Raw genomic sequence first — 14,014 nt, forward strand, 5'->3', positions numbered from 1 at the left:
GGATGTGCCGAGGCTCCCTGCGGAGCCGGCCGTCCGCGGGCGCACGGGGCTATAGCTCAGCTGGTTAGAGCGCGGGACTCATAATCCTAAGGTCCTCGGTTCAAGTCCGAGTAGCCCTACGCGAAAAGAGCCCCTGACCTGCGGAAACGCTGGTCAGGGGCTCTTTCATTTTGGAGTTCTCAGGTAGCAATCCACCGGAAACCCACCGCTATCACTTTTGAGCAGCCAGTCCATAGGCGCGCAGCACGGCCAGATGCCTCACCGAGTCGCCGGTTTCGACAACTCTCGTAACCCACTTGATCCGTGATCTGTACGCGAATGCTTGGAACCGGGAAGTCATCAGGACGTCATAGAGAAGTTTGAAGTAGGGAACCACGCGCCGCTCTATTGTTTCCATGCCTACGCCGGCGAGCAGAAGGCCCTGCAAGATTCCGCCGGCGTGCTCTACCAATCGAACAACCGGCGGGGGTAGATGTGGCCCGCCCACCGCATAGGCCTCTTCGAGTTCCACGGAGAGGGCGCGGAGTTTGTCGAGCTTCGATTCGTTGTGGAGCTCGATCGCGGCAGCGACTTGCATCCGGACATCCTCGGGTAGGTCCTCCCGCGTCGCTTCCATAATGCCCAAGCGACTCTGGATCATGATGGCCCGCACCACGCGCAGGAGTTCCAGCTGGTCCTTGGCGCGTTGGGAGAACTTTTCATTGCGGACCTGCAGCCGTGGCTTGAGGAAGAAATCAACCAGGAGTGCCACGACAGCGCCGGCAGCAGCCGTCGCCAGGACGGTGCCAAGGCTCCATGCAGGGGCAGCTGCGGCCGCGTCAGCTGCGACGGAGGCAATGCCCCTCACTCTTGAACCATTCCGAACGCCTCGAGGAGCACCGTGTTGTCCGGGGCCTCGTGTGTCTTCTGCACGTAGTGCTTCCGTGTGACGTTCTCGCTGGAGTGGCCGAGCTGGGCTGATGCGCTGGCCATCCCGGAGGACGCCTCGAGCAGGGTTCCCACGGTTTTCCGAAATGTGTGAGGTGTGACCCACTGGAATCCGAGATCGTCACGGGCGGAGCGCCACTGCTTCCGGAAATTGTTGGGATCCCGGAGTGAACCGACGGCCGAAGGGAACACGACGTCCCACGGATTGGCTTCCATCTGCCCAATTTGCCGCCTCAGGAGCATTTCTACGGCGAAAGCGGGTAGGAAGTACCTTTGGCGAGAATGGGCGCTCTTAGGGTGGTCCTGGATGGTTAGTCCCTGTCCTGGCATGTAGACGATCGTTCCGTTCACCGTGACTGTCGGTTTCGCGGACTTCAAGTCGATGTCTTTCCAGCGGATGGCCAGCGCTTCGCCGATACGCGCACCTGTGGCAAGCATGATGTCGACGACGTCGAGCATGTCCACGGTCGGGTAGCGGCCGGCCTGCTTCTTGCTGGCCTCCCACTGCCGTAGGCCAGCCCGCAGCGCGCCCACCTCGGCCACCGTGAGGGCCCGGACCTCTTTGTGATTGGTGGGGATGGCGGCGACGTCACGCAGCGGGTTCCCGTCGAGTGCTCCGTGGCGTGCTGCCAGGCCCAGCATGCCGGACAGGACCGTCTTGCAGAGCTTCGCCGTGGCGTTCCCGTGCTTGGTCCGCATCGTCTTCAGGAAACGGTCCAGGGTGGAAACGGTCGCTTCCCGGATCCGGAGGCCGCCGACGCCCGGGCAGACGTAGTTGTCCATGATGTCCCGGTACCGCCGGCGGGTGTTCAGCGCCCTGTCAGTGTCCTCGAATTCGGCCCACCAGACCACGGCCAGTTTGGTGATCCGCATGTCGCCGGTGATGTCCTCGCCGGCCGGCATCGCCCGATCTGTCAGGGCCGCGATCAGCAGCCGCTCGGCTTTGCCACCTCTGTCGGCCTTGGACGTGGCCGTGGCTCGGGCCTCCACCTTCCGGGTTATCCCGTCGAAGTCCCGGAACCTTGCCATGGCCCGCCACACGCCTGGCGTTACCTCGTCTCTGCTGATTTTCCCCCATGTGCCGATCTGCAGCGGTGGCCTAGGCATGGTCTAGCCCGGCGCCTGGAGTGACGCTTCGAATGGCTTCCTCTAAGTCTGGAGACAGCTTTGGGATGGGGAGTTGCTTCTCCGTCAGGAAATCGAATGAGGGCCTGGCCTCCTGCGCTATCTTGGTTCGCTGCCGCCGCGTCTGATCGATCACCGGTTCCATCCCTTCCATATCCATGGCAGTCATCTTTTCAATGACTCTCGATATCACCGTCCAGGCGGCTTCCGACTTTGCCAGTCCGATGTTTGCTTGGAGGTGCTCGATAAAGGTCATATACGGGTCGGTGGCGTCCCATGCCAGCCCCATGTCGATTGCCAAGGCAGCGTCGGTGAACCAAAGCCATCCGGCAAAGGGGGATCGGTAGTCCCCTGGCAGTACCTCTACTGGTCCCGGTTCATCTACTGGGAACAGTAACGCGGCCGGCGGAACGCGCAGAGCTGCGGCTATTGCGGAGATCTCCGCAATAGTGATGTTTCGCCTGGACCCACTTTCAAGGTTGGCGAGCGTTGTACGGAGCAGTTTGTAGCCGATTTCGTTGGTGCATGTATCCGCCACGGCCTGAACCGACATTCCGGCGGCCGACCTCACCTTGCGCACCCTGCCCCCAAGCGCCTGCGCTTGCCTCTTCATCCATTCGTCGCCACTAGCGTTTGTCATAGTTCATGACGATATCTCAGTTTTTCGTCAGTTACTAGTTGCTAAGCATTGAAATCTGTGCAACGCTTGGCTCGTCAGGCAAACTGACGAAGATATCAGAAAGCGTCATGTGGCATGACGGAGGAGGAAGTATGACTACGGCGATTGACCAAGCGCAGGCAAATGCAGGGCACGGGATTCTTGCAACAAAAGACATTGCAGAGAGGTACAGCGTTCCGGTCGCCACAGTTAGGAAATGGCGGCACATGGGTTACGGCCCCAGAGGTTTCGTTTGCGGAAAATACGTCCGGTACCGCCTCGCCGATTGCTTGGCGTGGGAAGAATCTCAAGTCCACGCTGACGGGGCGGCGTGACCGGCGCAATGGCCCTCACCCCAGAGCAGCAGAAGAAGCTGGACCGGCTAGTCCGCATCCAAGCGGAAGCCAAAGATCTGGAACTCGTGCTGACTGTTCGCTGCAAAACCTGCGGCGCCCCACTATCCGCGGCGAAGAGCATGACACAAGTCGAAGGCCCGGTCTGCCGGGCAAAAAAATAACGGTCCCGCAGGCACCACCCTGCAGGACCGTCGATCGAAAACCAACCAGCAGAAGGAATCCGAACATGTTCACGACCACTATCTCACCTGGCACGTCAGTACGGCCAGTACCTGCAGATGAGCAGTGCCTGCCGGTAGCTAACCCCTACGCGACGGCAACCAACCCGGAGCTTGAGCGTCATCATTGGCAGAACCTCGCCGGAATGGTCGCCAGCTTCCGTCCCGGATGGCCCATTGACCGGATCCTAGCGAACCTGTGGGACGCCCGGAACAAGCAGAGCTTCCCGGAACTCGCTCACGTGGCGCTCGCTGTGGCAATGAATCCGAAGTACAACGGGCCCGGAGCCATATACCTCGCAGCGGCAGCCGTGATCGAACTTTGAGCACACGGGAGTCGTCTGACCTCGCTGCGGCGACGCCGGCGAAGGCCGGCAAAGTCGCCCTCAAGACCGTGCAGCCGAACTGCACCATCGACAAAGACCAGAACTAACGGAGAGGAAGGGCACCCTTTGGACCAGGACCGCGATTTCACCCGCGAACCGATTGGGCGGTTCGAATGGGAACGCATCCTGCGCCGCATACAGGTCAGCGCCCCGAGCGTGAAGCTCGTCGGATTCACCATGGCAACCTATGCCGATGCCGACGGCGGCCGGGTACGTCCAGGGCAGAGCAGGCTCGCAGCAGTCATCGGCACGAGCATCAGCACGGTCCGCCGAGGCCAGACGGAGCTCGAGGACATCGGCATGCTGGACATGGTCGTCAAGGGTCGGTCATTCGGCCGGGGCCACCTCGGATCCTTCGCCAGCGAGTACCGGCTGAGTGTCCCGTCTGATCTCCTCGAGGCTATTCCGATGCTGGACCAGGACGAACAGAACTACGGCGCACCAGTGACCGGTACTTCTGCGAACAACCGCCCACCCATGACACCTAGTTCCGCAGAACTACCGGTCATATCAGAAGAACTACCGGTCACCAGTGAAGAACTACCGGTCATATGGGCAGAAGAACCGGTCACCCATGAACACCCACCACAACATGAACACCACAACAAAGACCAGAACAAAGAACATCAGTCACTCTCCGTCGCCGAAGCTGACGCGCAGGCGCGTGATCCGAGGCAGGGAGAAATAGAAATTGATCTCCCTACGGAAGAACCACCCCTGTCCAAGGCCGCTCTTGCCAAACAAATAGCTGAGGACTTCCAGGACTGGTACGCCATCTATCCCAAGCATTCAGGTAGGGGAGCGGCTGTGAACTCCTACACCAAGGCACGGAAGAACGGCGCCACTCTTGGGGAACTCCTCGCCGGCGCCAGACGATACGCAGCCGAGCGTCAAGGGCAGGACCCGCAGTTCACCAAGGCTCCAGCCACCTGGCTGAATCAGGAGTGCTGGGCCGACGACCCAGACCATGTGGGGGAGCTCGACGTCGAAGCGATCCTCGGCAAGGACTACTGGACTCCCGGGCCGCCGCCGGCAGGCCTCAGCGTCTCCGAAGAAATCGACTGGAAGAAAGAGCAGCGGGCCGTCCGGAACGGACAACGGCTCGAAGAGGCCAAAACCAAGGCGTCAACCGGCAAGCTCTCGCCGTGGGATCCGGCCTACCACCGCCAAGGCAAGCTCACGCTTTCGCAGAAGATGCAAAACACCATCTCCGGCGGTTATCGCCTGCAGGCACAGATGGACGCAGCGAACGGCAACACCGTCCCCCGGCAATACCAGTGGTGCAACCCACCCCGAGAACTCGAAGCCCCAGAACAGGAATCAGCATGACAACCAACCAAGCAGCCTCATGCTGCCTCCCCAACGAAATCCTCACCAACCAAGCCGGCCTGAGCTGGACCATCGAAACAGAACACCATGTCAACTGCCCCGAGGCGCAACCTCATGAAGGCAACGTAAGCATGGTGACCTCATGAAGGCCACATGCACGGCAAAGGCAAAGGGAACCGGTGAACGGTGTCGACGCTCACCCATTGCTGGCGGGAACGTCTGCAGAGTCCACGGTGGCGCATCAAGCGTAGCTAGGGCGGCAGCTGCCCGTCGCGTCCAGGAGGAGGATGCCATGAAGCAGCTGGCCAACCTGGGCCAGCCGGAGGCCGTTGATCCTTCCGAGGCCTTGCTGCAGCTCATCGGCTGGAAGTACGGAGAGGTGAAGTGGCTTCGCGCCCGCGTCCAGGATCTTCCCCACAACGAGTTGACGTGGGGGATTGCTCAGACGGACGTCGGTATTGGGCCGGAAGGCCCCATCGACAAGGTCACGGAAAAGGCATCACCGTCGGTCTGGTGGACCCTTCTGCGGCAGGCGGAGGATCAGCTCGCTGACTACGCCGCCAGGGCTCTCAGGGCTGGTGTGGAGGAGCGCAGGGTCAAGATGGCAGAACAGGAGGGTCAGATGGTCCACGCCGTTATGTTGGCGATCTTCCACCGCATCGCATTGACCCCCGAGCAGTGGGCAATGGCCCAGGTCGCCGCACCTGAAGAACTCCGGAGGCTGGCAGGGTGAGCGGCTACAGGCCACCGCGGTTTAGCGGACTTGGCGCACACGTTGGCGGCGTCAGTGCTTGGGTCCTCGTTTCCTTTCTGGAGCGAACGCGATTCCTGGACAGCATCCAGAAGATGGATCCCGAGCCCCGGCGGGAAATGCTCCAGACCTATGACGCATTGCGAGCGGCGGGGATCTACTGGAGTGAGAACAACGAAGGGACTATGCGGGTAGACCCCGGGCCGCAGGCCGGTTCAGTGGAGCAGGACGCGGCGGACGGTGCCGAGCGATGGACGTCTGAGCGGGTGGCCAATGCCCTGGGAGTCGTTCCCCGGCGCGTGGGGCAGCTGGTGGCCGCCGGCAGGCTCGAGGGCATCAAGGTGGGCAACATGTGGCTCATCTCGGCCGAGAGCGTCCAGGACTATCAGACAGCAGAAACCATCCGCCGGAAGGCTGCCTGATAAGAGGCCATTCGCAGGCCGCTGATATCAGAATCGCCTAGAACACAATGAACGGGGCGCTCCACGGGGGGCGTCCCGTTCGCGTATCCACCGTTTACCCACCAGTAATCGCCCCCGTTTCCGCTCCCGGAAGCGCGGAAACCGCAAACGATGCCGACGCGGGAAGCTCATCACGGATGGTTCCTTCGGGAACTCCGGCCGGAAACGGCGTCCGGTCCCCGCCGGTGGAAGGCGGGGCCGGGCGTCACCGGACAGACACGCCAAATCACCGCCCAGGGAGGGCCCGCAATGACCACCGACAGAGACATCCTCGCGGCACTCCGAGGAGAGCACGCACGTGACACCGCCGTTGCCGAGGCCTCCGGGCGCTCCCCGTCCGCTGCGGCCCGCGAAACCGGCTCAGCCCAGCGCCGCGGCGACGCCTTCGAGTCTGTGGCCATCTGGGCCGCCAAGGAAGCCGCCGAGACAGCCACCAAAGGACTCGCCCAAGCGATCATGCGGGCGGACGCCACCAAGGGCATCTACGCCGCCGAATCCGAAGCCACACAGATCGCCGCGGAGGCCTACACCGAGGCGGCCAAGGCCAGCCCCTACGAGATCAACCGTCAGGAATCCGTGGCACGCATCGTCACGAAGCTCGCAGGCATCATCGGCCGCAAAGAGGAGCAAACCACCAAACGCCCGAAGCCGGCCGCGGCCACAGGCCCGAAGCGCCCTCAACAGGAAGCAGCCTCCCGGCGGGCGCCGGTCCGGGTCACCGAAATAGGTTCCGGCCGCATCACCGCCGTCCACAAGTAATCACCCCCAGGAGCAGACCAGCATGGCACTTTTCAGCAAGACCATTGAGCAGGCACACGCAGCCGTCACCAAAGCAGGATCCGTCGTCGTGGAATGGGAGGAGAAGGCTTCAGCAGCACGCGCTGAGGCGATCCGCCTCGACACCGAATCCGGCGCCGCTATCCTCGAGGACGAGTCAGCCGCCGAACGCATCACCCTGAACATCCAGGCAAACGAACGACGGGCCCGAGCCTTTGACCAGGCGGCCGAGGAAGCACGCCGCAAGCACGCCACGGCGTACCGGGAAGCGCTCGAGGTGGAAGCCCGCGAAGAGGAGAAGCAAGCAGCCTCGGCCACGAAGGAAGCCACCGCTCACCGGGCAAAGGTAGCCGCGCTCGTGAACCAGCTCAACGAACTCGAGGACGCAGACTACCGTCCTACCGGCGTGTACGTCGGCACCAGTGGAATCAACTTGGCGTTGCCCCGCAGCGAACGCCTCGACAAGGCGGCTAAGGAGCATCACACCCGGGCTGCCCTGATCCGCTACTTCATCAAGTCCGGGACAATCACGCACGACATCCACGTGCTGAACGCCGAGCTGGGAACTTCAATCCAGGACAACGGCCTCACCATCCCGGGCGAGGGGATCGAGATCCCGCAGTCACTCACTGCCGCCCGTGACGCCGGCGTCTACTTCGTGGGGGCATGACCATGGCGAACCTGCAAGAAGCGTTCCAAGCAGCTGCAGCGCGGCTGGCAGAGGACATCCGCAAGATCGACGCCGGCGAACTCGACGCGACACCGGCGCACCGGGCATTCCTGGACGGTGCAGTCAAGGCTTGGACCCAGCCGGCGGTCACCGAAAGCGGTGGGTATTCGGTGGACCGGGCGGTGGAAGCCGGCGCCGAGATCCCGCAGAGCCCAAGCCAGCAAGGTCCCGCGCAGCATGACCCTGAGAATCCCGACTTAGCAGACACAAATTCAATGGATTTTGACGGCGCTAAGTTCCCTAAGTGAGGGGTCCCGCACCATCTGTACGGTGCGGGACCCCGTATTGCGGCTAGACGCTGTCGGCTTCTCCCGCCTGTACGGCGGCACCACGCAAGAACGCATAGGCCTCGGCGAAATTGCGAACGGTTTGGCCACCCGGTGCATTGACATTGATTTTCGGGATGGTCTCTAGCAAGTGGATCTGAGCCGCCAGCAGCGCTTTGTCGTGCTTCTTTGCCTCTTCGTCGTCAAACTCAACGTAGGTGTAATCGGCCATAGATGGCCCCCTTCTCATCGCTGGCCGGCAAGCCGACTGCATCCCGGTCCAGAATCACTGTACTGATTGGGAAGATATTTGATGGGGTTTGGTTTCCCTAACTGAAGTGGCCCGCACCGCATGTGTGGGCCGTGGCCCAGGTGCAGGTGGAAGGATGAAGGGTACATGAAGTTTGCTGTAGAATTCTACGTAGAACTATGCGTATAGTTTGGCCTACGGCAGGTGTGAATCGCCTGTACGGGTGAAAGGGATCACAATCATGCGAACCGATACAAGGAATTTAGTCAGCGTTACCGAGTTCAGCCGATACGCTTCACGCTTCATCAGTTCAGCCGCCTCCGGCACAACTCACGTCATCCTCAAGGACAACAAACCTACGGCGGCCGTGATCGACATGGAGTCCGCCGAGCGTCTTGCTCACATAGATGAGCTGGAAGACGACCTAAAGCTTATGACAGCTTCTCTAGTGCGACTCGTCACCGATGACGGCAGACGCCACAGCTTGGAAGACGTGGCCGCCGAATTCGGCATTGACCTGGACGAGCTTAGAGGGGAATAACGCGGGGAAATGGCGAAAGTTCATCTGACTGACGACGCAAAAGAGGATCTGCGCGACCTGGACGGGTCTGCGAAGAAGATCGTGCTGAAAGCGATCTTGAAACTGGAGGACCAGCCAGAGCTTAGGGGCCAGCCGCTAGGCAGCAAGAAAACTGGCAACCTGACTGGCCTCCGCAAGCTCGTCGTTGGAGACAGGGACTGGCGCATTGTCTACCGCGTCGAGGATGACGGATCCGTTTGCGTCGTTTGGGTCATCGGCAAGAGAGCCGATGACGAGGTGTACGAAATCGCAATGGCCCGGCTGAAGATGCAGACTGATATGCCATTGAAGGAACAGATCACGGAAGTGATCACGATGGCGTTCAAGAGCCCATAACCAATCCCTCCCTTACTGAAATTGCCCCGTTCACTTTGGTGGACGGGGCTTTTCGTTGTTGGTGGGTGGCGGCCCGGGCCAGCCCCCAATAGAACCGGGCGGGCCGCCTGCCGCGGCCGCGAGGGGGCATCCATACGACTGTGGCTATGCAGGAACGTACGCGCCGAAGCTGGGAAACGTCTCGGTCTTTCCGTTTCGGCTTTTCCAGCTTTGGCGCGTACGGTTGGTTCCGGCGTCTCCGCATTCCCCCATTTGCGGGGCAGCCAAGGGCTCCCACGCTTGAGTCGCCCCCGACTCGCGTGGGGGTTTTACTTTGCCTCATATCCTGGGCGGTCTGTTCATGTACTCGGGGATCTGTAGGATCTTCTTCTTTAGCTTCCTCCCCCTGGGCGTGTCCCTGTAGGTGACGACCAGCTGAGACCCCTCAGAATCAAAGTTCGGACCATATGACTCGCGACCCGTTCCGCCGTTGTACGACAAAGGGAAGTTGATAAACAGATCGGCGTGCTCGCCAGCTCGAACAGTCGTCCCGGTCAGGGTCTTCTGGCCGCTGGTCGATACCACGACGGGGAAAACTTCAATGTCCGTTGCCGGCGCGGAGCCAATGTTTATGAGAGCAGCCTCGAACCGCACCATGAGACGCCAATCAGCACGCGGACGTATCCACTCTGCCCTCACGGCAACCCAGGCGCTGACAGCTAAGGCCGCGCACGAGATGAGTAGCGGCCACAAATCTTTGCCTTCCATGTTCCCCCAATTCGACTAGAGGCAACTGTAGCTGCCCGGAGCTTCAGTGGTGTCCGGCCCTTGAGCGGGAAAGGCTGGAGGTCAGGGAGTCAATTCCATCCGGCAGTGCCGGTTCACGGATCTGGGGCCGCGTGGGCTGTGTCAGGTGGTCCACGAGGGCCAGGATCTGGGCTTCCGTCAGGAGTACCTTCCCGCGTGCCCCTTTGACGTACTCGATGCGCCCCTGCTTAGCCAGACGGCGAATCGTGGCGGCCGGCACCTGCTTGAGCCTCGCCGCTGCCTCATCAGCTGTGTAAAGAGCCAGTGGGTCCAGGCTCATTGCGACGGTTTGCGGGCGTATTCCGCCTGAGCGGCCAGGAAGAGACTGGCCAATTCCACCCATGCGTCGGCCGGAAGCTGGTCGCAGTGGATCTCGAGGAACTCCCGAGGCGTCAAGCCGTGAGGTGCGCTCGTGACCCCGTTGCGCTCAAAGTCCTTGAACGGGGACGTGGAGCTCGTCACCCGGTGCAGGATGTCCCGTGGCTGGCTGGTGCTCCCATATTCGATCTTGGGTACAACGGCGGAGTTCTGGCTGTGGGCCCAACGGCGCCAAGCATGCATAAACGGGAACTCAAAGGCCATGTTAGAGGAGTCCAGTTCCTCGACACCCAACTCTGCCAGTCCGGCCAGTAAGCCGTTGGCAAGAAGTAGTTGCTTTTGCTGTTTGGTCAGGCCGGCCATAGTAATCCTCTGGGAGTCGAGTGCGGTCGCGGATTTCTCCAAGACTCAGAATAAAAGGTGGGTAAGCGGTGGATGCTCGAGGAGGGGCTGCCGCTGCGCATCTATTTTGACCGCAGTTGCCGGCGGTACTCCAGCTCGGTGACCTCAGAATGGACTATTATAAGGACACCTCCAGGCGATCTCCCGCGCCTGCCTAGAGATACGGCTTCCAGGCATCCAGCACGCTTGTTACGAAGCGCACGTCCCCGTTGGCCTTGGTTATTGCATCGTCGCACGCCTGACTCTCAGCGTCGCTGCAGACCTTCACTGCATTGTTGTCGGCCAGCGGATCCAGCACCCTCAGTGTCCGGTCGAGGAGTGAAGCGATTTCTGCCGGAGCTTTCGGCAGTGCCCGCAAGTTTTTGGCCGCAGTCTTGGCCGTAATGGTCGCCGTCTGAACCGTCATACTGCAGGTAAGCCGGGTCACTTTGTCGATTGGCTTGGTGCCTATGCTGGCGAAGGCGCAGTCGGTGATCTTGTCCTCGTAGTCCCTCCAGCCCTGTTCGTGCTCCGCAATAATGCTGGCGTATTGGGAAACGGTCGCTGTCGGTGTGGGGGTAGGTGTCGGCGTGGGTGCGGTGCTTGTAGACGCCGTTCCGGTGGCGGCTGCACCCGATCCGCACGCAGACAGCGCCAGAGCGGCTGCAAGGACGGCGGGCAGTACGAGTGACCTGTTCAATTCTTCCCCCAGAGTTCCATCAGCACCTCAGCCGGGCCGATGGCCTGAGTATATGGCTACACCAGATATCCGGGACACTTCCGTCAGCGGAAATGGGGAAGCGCCCACCAGGCGGCGCTCTTCAAACTGAGACCATGACTGATTCCAAAACCTGCCACGTAGATACCTTGCCCCGGATCAAGGCCGCCGGCCAGTCGTGCTCTGAATGCCCATTTCGTAAGAGCAACATCGACCGCCCGCACTTCAACGACCAGTACTCGCAGACCGAGTTCACGCGCTTGTGGCGTTCCATCGCCGTCGAGGGAAAATTCTTTGGGTGCCATCTCACGGACGCCGACTACCACCCGGTACCGCAGGAATCCCTGGACATGGGCTACCAGAAGCCTGCCGACATCGGCGCCAGGCGTGAATGCGCTGGCAGCGTCGCACTGATACGACGGGAAATGCGTCTCGCGGAGAGCTACCCGAACCACGCCACATACATCAAGGCACGTCCGGCAGGGCTCTCAAAACACGCGTTCCTTGTTTTGAGTAAGCGGCTGAAAGGCATGATGGAGCCGCCCGTTCGCTTTGCTGTGAAGCCTGACGAGTCAGACGTCATCGACCCCATGGAACGGATCGACACGACGTCATTCGAGTGGGCGGTGAACACCGAAGGCGCCGCCGCGATCCTCCTGGCCATTGAATCCGTTATTGGCTCACTCTGCGAATGCCCGGTGTGCACCAACCACACCACGGCGCACAAGGCCCGGCCCTTCCTCACCGCAGAGGGGATGGCCGTAGACGCTGACGAGGAACTCCACGGACTCCTGAGCAGCATGTCCGCGGCCGGTATTCAAACCATGGATAGCTGCATCAACATGGCCGACGCACTGGAAAAACTCTGGCCAGAACGCACTGCAACGCTCGTGCGTGCACCCATCGGGAAGATGAACTATTCCTCCATGATCCGCTCCCGAGCCGCCCACATCCGCTACAGCAACGGCCCCGCGGCCGACGCCTTCACCCGGGCGGCCTCAGCCTTTTCCGGCGTGGAAGTCAGCAGCTCCGGGCCCGTCACTCAGATCGTATTTCAGCCCAAGCACATCCCCGCGCTGACCGCCGCGGCCAAGCGATAATGCACCACACGACATCAGCGCCTTTCGTGGACACTTCGCCGGCGGACCTCACCTACACCACGGCCGCCGGCGAACTGCCAGCACTGGCGACAAAGGCAGTCGGATCGGTAGAGCTCCGCGTCCTGGGAGCGTCCCACCAAGTCCGCGTGGGCAACTGGATGGAGACGCTGGCCTGCCAGCCCGGACAGGCGCCACACCTCCCACCAGCTGCCACGGAACCGGGCTACACATTCACGGCACGGGTAGACACCTTGGCAGCCGGGCACCTCGCCACTGAGGTCGCAGCACTGACGGAGGACATCGGCCGTCACCCGCACGGCTTGCTCGTGGCCTTCCAAGGCGACCCCCTGGCGCTAACCGGGATGACTGCCGAAGTCACTGAGGGCAGCGCCTCGTGGACCACTTGGCACGTCTACCCCCAAACCCTCCAGATCGTCACGACACACAGCACCTTGAACCGAAGGGCAGAAAGCTAAGGCAATGGCTATTACACCGGAAACCCTCCGCATCGTTGACCGCCTCCGCGCTCAACTTACCGTCATGACCGACGCCCAGACCGTTGCCCTCACAAGGGCATGGGTGGAAGCGTGGGACGCGCTGGTGCCAGACTTCGAGGTCGCCCTGATCGAACTGATGGCTGGGGCATCTGGTGGCGTCCTGTCCCGCGGCCAGGTCGCTAAGAGCATCAGGTTGCGAGACGCACTACAGGCGTCGCGGGGCATGCTTGACCAGCTGGCTACCGTTGCCGAAGTAACCGTGGCCGGCGACGTCGCTCAGGCTGTCCTCGACGCAGTCGACGGGCACGCGGCCCTGGTCACTTCACAGCTACCGCCCAACGCGGCGTCCGTCGGCGTCTCCTTCACCCGCATGTCCCCTGATGCTTTGGCGGCCATCGTGGAGCGCACCACGGCACAGATCCACTCCGCCACACTCCCGCTCGCCGCGGACACGGAGCGGGTCATGAAGCGGGCACTGATCCGCGGGATCGCCGTCGGGGACAACCCCAGGCGGACAGCCTCCCGGATCATGGCCCAAACGGAGCAGCGGTTCAACGGCGGCCTCACCCGGGCCCTTGTTATCTCCCGCACCGAGACGCTGGACGCGCATAGGGCGGCGACGCAGGCGTCCGAGAAAACGAACACCAAGATCCTCGAAGAATGGGAGTGGCACGCGGCCCTGGACGCCCGCACCTGCCCGTCGTGTCTGGCGCAGCACGGCACACGGCATTCGCTCACGGAATCTGGGCCCAACGACCACCACCAAGGTAGGTGCGCGAGAGTCTCAGTGACCAAGTCATGGGCCGAGCTCGGGTTCACGGGCATCGAGGAACCGGCGTCGCTGACACCGGGCTCTCAGGACTGGTTCAACAACCTCACCGCAGACTCACAGCTGGCCATCATGGGCCCCGGCCGGCTGGAACTCCTGAACGCCGGGAAGATCTCCTGGGCGGACCTTTCCACGGTCAAGCAGACCGACGGCTGGCGGGACTCGCACACCGCCACGACCTTGAAGGACCTACTCCGCAAGGCCGCCTAAGCTACGTCCCGTCGCTCAACGACGG

At 61.8% G+C, this 14,014-nt stretch carries 21 protein-coding genes and 1 tRNA gene; 14 read left to right on the forward strand and 8 right to left on the reverse strand.

The genetic code is table 11. The features are described 5' to 3' along the window. Positions 1–45: 45 nt before the first annotated feature. A tRNA-Ile gene (locus ARTH_RS06830) sits at positions 46–119 on the forward strand. A 92-nt stretch (positions 120–211) separates the two neighbouring features. Here ARTH_RS06830 and ARTH_RS06835 read toward each other — a convergent pair. The 3 genes from ARTH_RS06835 to ARTH_RS23080 form a co-directional block, all read right to left on the reverse strand. Continuing rightward, positions 212–847, reverse strand: coding sequence for a hypothetical protein (locus tag ARTH_RS06835; protein ID WP_011691207.1), 636 nt, complete (start codon positions 845–847; stop codon positions 212–214). Next, complete coding sequence (locus ARTH_RS06840; RefSeq protein WP_052309651.1) at positions 844–1,956, reverse strand: tyrosine-type recombinase/integrase; 1,113 nt, start codon at positions 1,954–1,956, stop codon at positions 844–846. The genes ARTH_RS06835 and ARTH_RS06840 overlap by 4 nt, the downstream gene beginning before the upstream one ends. A 70-nt stretch (positions 1,957–2,026) precedes the next feature. Then, positions 2,027–2,692: a helix-turn-helix domain-containing protein gene (locus tag ARTH_RS23080; RefSeq protein WP_011691209.1), complete on the reverse strand. Its 666-nt coding sequence runs from the start codon at positions 2,690–2,692 to the stop codon at positions 2,027–2,029. Positions 2,693–3,292: 600 nt separating this feature from the next. Here ARTH_RS23080 and ARTH_RS23790 point away from each other — a divergent pair. The 8 genes from ARTH_RS23790 to ARTH_RS06880 all read left to right on the forward strand — a co-directional run bounded on the left by ARTH_RS23790 (position 3,293) and on the right by ARTH_RS06880 (position 7,966). After that, a complete protein-coding gene (locus tag ARTH_RS23790) occupies positions 3,293–3,610 on the forward strand; it encodes a hypothetical protein (RefSeq protein ID WP_156810633.1) in 318 nt (105 codons plus the stop codon). A gap of 126 nt (positions 3,611–3,736) precedes the next feature. Continuing rightward, a complete protein-coding gene (locus ARTH_RS06855; protein WP_011691211.1) occupies positions 3,737–4,999 on the forward strand; it encodes a hypothetical protein in 1,263 nt (420 codons plus the stop codon). Next, on the forward strand, positions 4,996–5,145 hold the full coding sequence (locus tag ARTH_RS23795) for a hypothetical protein (RefSeq protein WP_156810634.1): 150 nt from the start codon (positions 4,996–4,998) through the stop codon (positions 5,143–5,145). Before ARTH_RS06855 ends, ARTH_RS23795 begins: the two co-directional genes overlap by 4 nt. Positions 5,146–5,291: 146 nt before the next feature. After that, entirely contained in the window at positions 5,292–5,732 is a 441-nt protein-coding gene (locus ARTH_RS06860; protein ID WP_083812675.1) for a hypothetical protein, read from the forward strand. 113 nt (positions 5,733–5,845) lie between these two features. Beyond that, a complete protein-coding gene (locus tag ARTH_RS06865; protein WP_156810635.1) occupies positions 5,846–6,172 on the forward strand; it encodes a helix-turn-helix domain-containing protein in 327 nt (108 codons plus the stop codon). A gap of 288 nt (positions 6,173–6,460) precedes the next feature. Further along, positions 6,461–6,970, forward strand: coding sequence for a hypothetical protein (locus ARTH_RS06870; RefSeq protein ID WP_011691214.1), 510 nt, complete (start codon positions 6,461–6,463; stop codon positions 6,968–6,970). A gap of 22 nt (positions 6,971–6,992) precedes the next feature. Next, positions 6,993–7,658 (forward strand): hypothetical protein, encoded by a 666-nt coding sequence (locus ARTH_RS06875; protein WP_011691215.1) that lies wholly within the window; start codon positions 6,993–6,995, stop codon positions 7,656–7,658. 2 nt (positions 7,659–7,660) lie between these two features. Further along, complete coding sequence (locus tag ARTH_RS06880; RefSeq protein ID WP_011691216.1) at positions 7,661–7,966, forward strand: hypothetical protein; 306 nt, start codon at positions 7,661–7,663, stop codon at positions 7,964–7,966. 43 nt (positions 7,967–8,009) lie between these two features. On the opposite strand, the gene ARTH_RS06885 is transcribed toward ARTH_RS06880, so the two are convergent. Next, positions 8,010–8,216 (reverse strand): hypothetical protein, encoded by a 207-nt coding sequence (locus ARTH_RS06885; RefSeq protein WP_011694001.1) that lies wholly within the window; start codon positions 8,214–8,216, stop codon positions 8,010–8,012. A 259-nt stretch (positions 8,217–8,475) separates the two neighbouring features. Between ARTH_RS06885 and ARTH_RS06890 the strand changes: the two genes are divergently transcribed. Beyond that, positions 8,476–8,775 (forward strand): hypothetical protein, encoded by a 300-nt coding sequence (locus ARTH_RS06890; protein WP_043429580.1) that lies wholly within the window; start codon positions 8,476–8,478, stop codon positions 8,773–8,775. Positions 8,776–8,784: 9 nt separating this feature from the next. Then, on the forward strand, positions 8,785–9,150 hold the full coding sequence (locus tag ARTH_RS06895) for a type II toxin-antitoxin system RelE family toxin (protein WP_011691218.1): 366 nt from the start codon (positions 8,785–8,787) through the stop codon (positions 9,148–9,150). A gap of 318 nt (positions 9,151–9,468) precedes the next feature. Here ARTH_RS06895 and ARTH_RS06900 read toward each other — a convergent pair whose 3' ends face one another. The 4 genes from ARTH_RS06900 to ARTH_RS06915 all read right to left on the reverse strand — a co-directional run bounded on the left by ARTH_RS06900 (position 9,469) and on the right by ARTH_RS06915 (position 11,335). Continuing rightward, the gene (locus ARTH_RS06900; RefSeq protein WP_156810636.1) at positions 9,469–9,786 is read right to left on the reverse strand and encodes a hypothetical protein; all 318 of its coding nucleotides are present in this window, start codon (positions 9,784–9,786) and stop codon (positions 9,469–9,471) included. Positions 9,787–9,940: 154 nt separating this feature from the next. Then, on the reverse strand, positions 9,941–10,216 hold the full coding sequence (locus ARTH_RS06905; RefSeq protein ID WP_011691220.1) for a helix-turn-helix domain-containing protein: 276 nt from the start codon (positions 10,214–10,216) through the stop codon (positions 9,941–9,943). Next, complete coding sequence (locus ARTH_RS06910) at positions 10,213–10,617, reverse strand: hypothetical protein (RefSeq protein WP_011691221.1); 405 nt, start codon at positions 10,615–10,617, stop codon at positions 10,213–10,215. The genes ARTH_RS06905 and ARTH_RS06910 overlap by 4 nt, the downstream gene beginning before the upstream one ends. A gap of 193 nt (positions 10,618–10,810) precedes the next feature. Continuing rightward, positions 10,811–11,335, reverse strand: a complete 525-nt coding sequence (locus ARTH_RS06915) for a hypothetical protein (RefSeq protein ID WP_011691222.1) — start codon at positions 11,333–11,335, stop codon at positions 10,811–10,813. Positions 11,336–11,469: 134 nt separating this feature from the next. On the opposite strand from ARTH_RS06915, the gene ARTH_RS06920 reads away from it, so the two are divergent. Genes ARTH_RS06920 through ARTH_RS06930 form a run of 3 tightly spaced genes read left to right on the forward strand, consistent with a single transcriptional unit; the run spans position 11,470 to position 13,989 of the window. Then, the gene (locus tag ARTH_RS06920) at positions 11,470–12,453 is read left to right on the forward strand and encodes a hypothetical protein (protein WP_043429584.1); all 984 of its coding nucleotides are present in this window, start codon (positions 11,470–11,472) and stop codon (positions 12,451–12,453) included. Then, entirely contained in the window at positions 12,453–12,929 is a 477-nt protein-coding gene (locus tag ARTH_RS06925; protein WP_011691224.1) for a DUF2617 family protein, read from the forward strand. The genes ARTH_RS06920 and ARTH_RS06925 overlap by 1 nt, the downstream gene beginning before the upstream one ends. Before the next feature lie 4 nt (positions 12,930–12,933). Further along, positions 12,934–13,989 (forward strand): phage minor head protein, encoded by a 1,056-nt coding sequence (locus ARTH_RS06930; RefSeq protein WP_011691225.1) that lies wholly within the window; start codon positions 12,934–12,936, stop codon positions 13,987–13,989. The last annotated feature ends 25 nt before the right edge of the window (positions 13,990–14,014 follow it).

Source organism: Arthrobacter sp. FB24 (genome assembly GCF_000196235.1).
Classification (GTDB): domain Bacteria; phylum Actinomycetota; class Actinomycetes; order Actinomycetales; family Micrococcaceae; genus Arthrobacter.

What these genes read in the sequence shown, in the direction of transcription:
- ARTH_RS06875 (WP_011691215.1), top strand. Translation starts at nt 6,993, where the DNA reads ATGGCACTTTTCAGCAAGACCATTGAGCAGGCACACGCAGCCGTCACC.
- ARTH_RS06840 (WP_052309651.1), bottom strand. Translation starts at nt 1,956, where the DNA reads ATGGCAAGGTTCCGGGACTTCGACGGGATAACCCGGAAGGTGGAGGCC.
- ARTH_RS06870 (WP_011691214.1), top strand. Translation starts at nt 6,461, where the DNA reads ATGACCACCGACAGAGACATCCTCGCGGCACTCCGAGGAGAGCACGCA.
- ARTH_RS06920 (WP_043429584.1), top strand. Translation starts at nt 11,470, where the DNA reads ATGACTGATTCCAAAACCTGCCACGTAGATACCTTGCCCCGGATCAAG.
- ARTH_RS06865 (WP_156810635.1), top strand. Translation starts at nt 5,846, where the DNA reads ATGGATCCCGAGCCCCGGCGGGAAATGCTCCAGACCTATGACGCATTG.
- ARTH_RS23080 (WP_011691209.1), bottom strand. Translation starts at nt 2,692, where the DNA reads ATGACAAACGCTAGTGGCGACGAATGGATGAAGAGGCAAGCGCAGGCG.
- ARTH_RS06910 (WP_011691221.1), bottom strand. Translation starts at nt 10,617, where the DNA reads ATGGCCGGCCTGACCAAACAGCAAAAGCAACTACTTCTTGCCAACGGC.
- ARTH_RS06860 (WP_083812675.1), top strand. Translation starts at nt 5,292, where the DNA reads ATGAAGCAGCTGGCCAACCTGGGCCAGCCGGAGGCCGTTGATCCTTCC.
- ARTH_RS23795 (WP_156810634.1), top strand. Translation starts at nt 4,996, where the DNA reads ATGACAACCAACCAAGCAGCCTCATGCTGCCTCCCCAACGAAATCCTC.
- ARTH_RS06930 (WP_011691225.1), top strand. Translation starts at nt 12,934, where the DNA reads ATGGCTATTACACCGGAAACCCTCCGCATCGTTGACCGCCTCCGCGCT.
- ARTH_RS06895 (WP_011691218.1), top strand. Translation starts at nt 8,785, where the DNA reads ATGGCGAAAGTTCATCTGACTGACGACGCAAAAGAGGATCTGCGCGAC.
- ARTH_RS06885 (WP_011694001.1), bottom strand. Translation starts at nt 8,216, where the DNA reads ATGGCCGATTACACCTACGTTGAGTTTGACGACGAAGAGGCAAAGAAG.
- ARTH_RS06905 (WP_011691220.1), bottom strand. Translation starts at nt 10,216, where the DNA reads ATGAGCCTGGACCCACTGGCTCTTTACACAGCTGATGAGGCAGCGGCG.
- ARTH_RS06925 (WP_011691224.1), top strand. Translation starts at nt 12,453, where the DNA reads ATGCACCACACGACATCAGCGCCTTTCGTGGACACTTCGCCGGCGGAC.
- ARTH_RS23790 (WP_156810633.1), top strand. Translation starts at nt 3,293, where the DNA reads ATGTTCACGACCACTATCTCACCTGGCACGTCAGTACGGCCAGTACCT.
- ARTH_RS06880 (WP_011691216.1), top strand. Translation starts at nt 7,661, where the DNA reads ATGGCGAACCTGCAAGAAGCGTTCCAAGCAGCTGCAGCGCGGCTGGCA.
- ARTH_RS06890 (WP_043429580.1), top strand. Translation starts at nt 8,476, where the DNA reads ATGCGAACCGATACAAGGAATTTAGTCAGCGTTACCGAGTTCAGCCGA.
- ARTH_RS06900 (WP_156810636.1), bottom strand. Translation starts at nt 9,786, where the DNA reads ATGGTGCGGTTCGAGGCTGCTCTCATAAACATTGGCTCCGCGCCGGCA.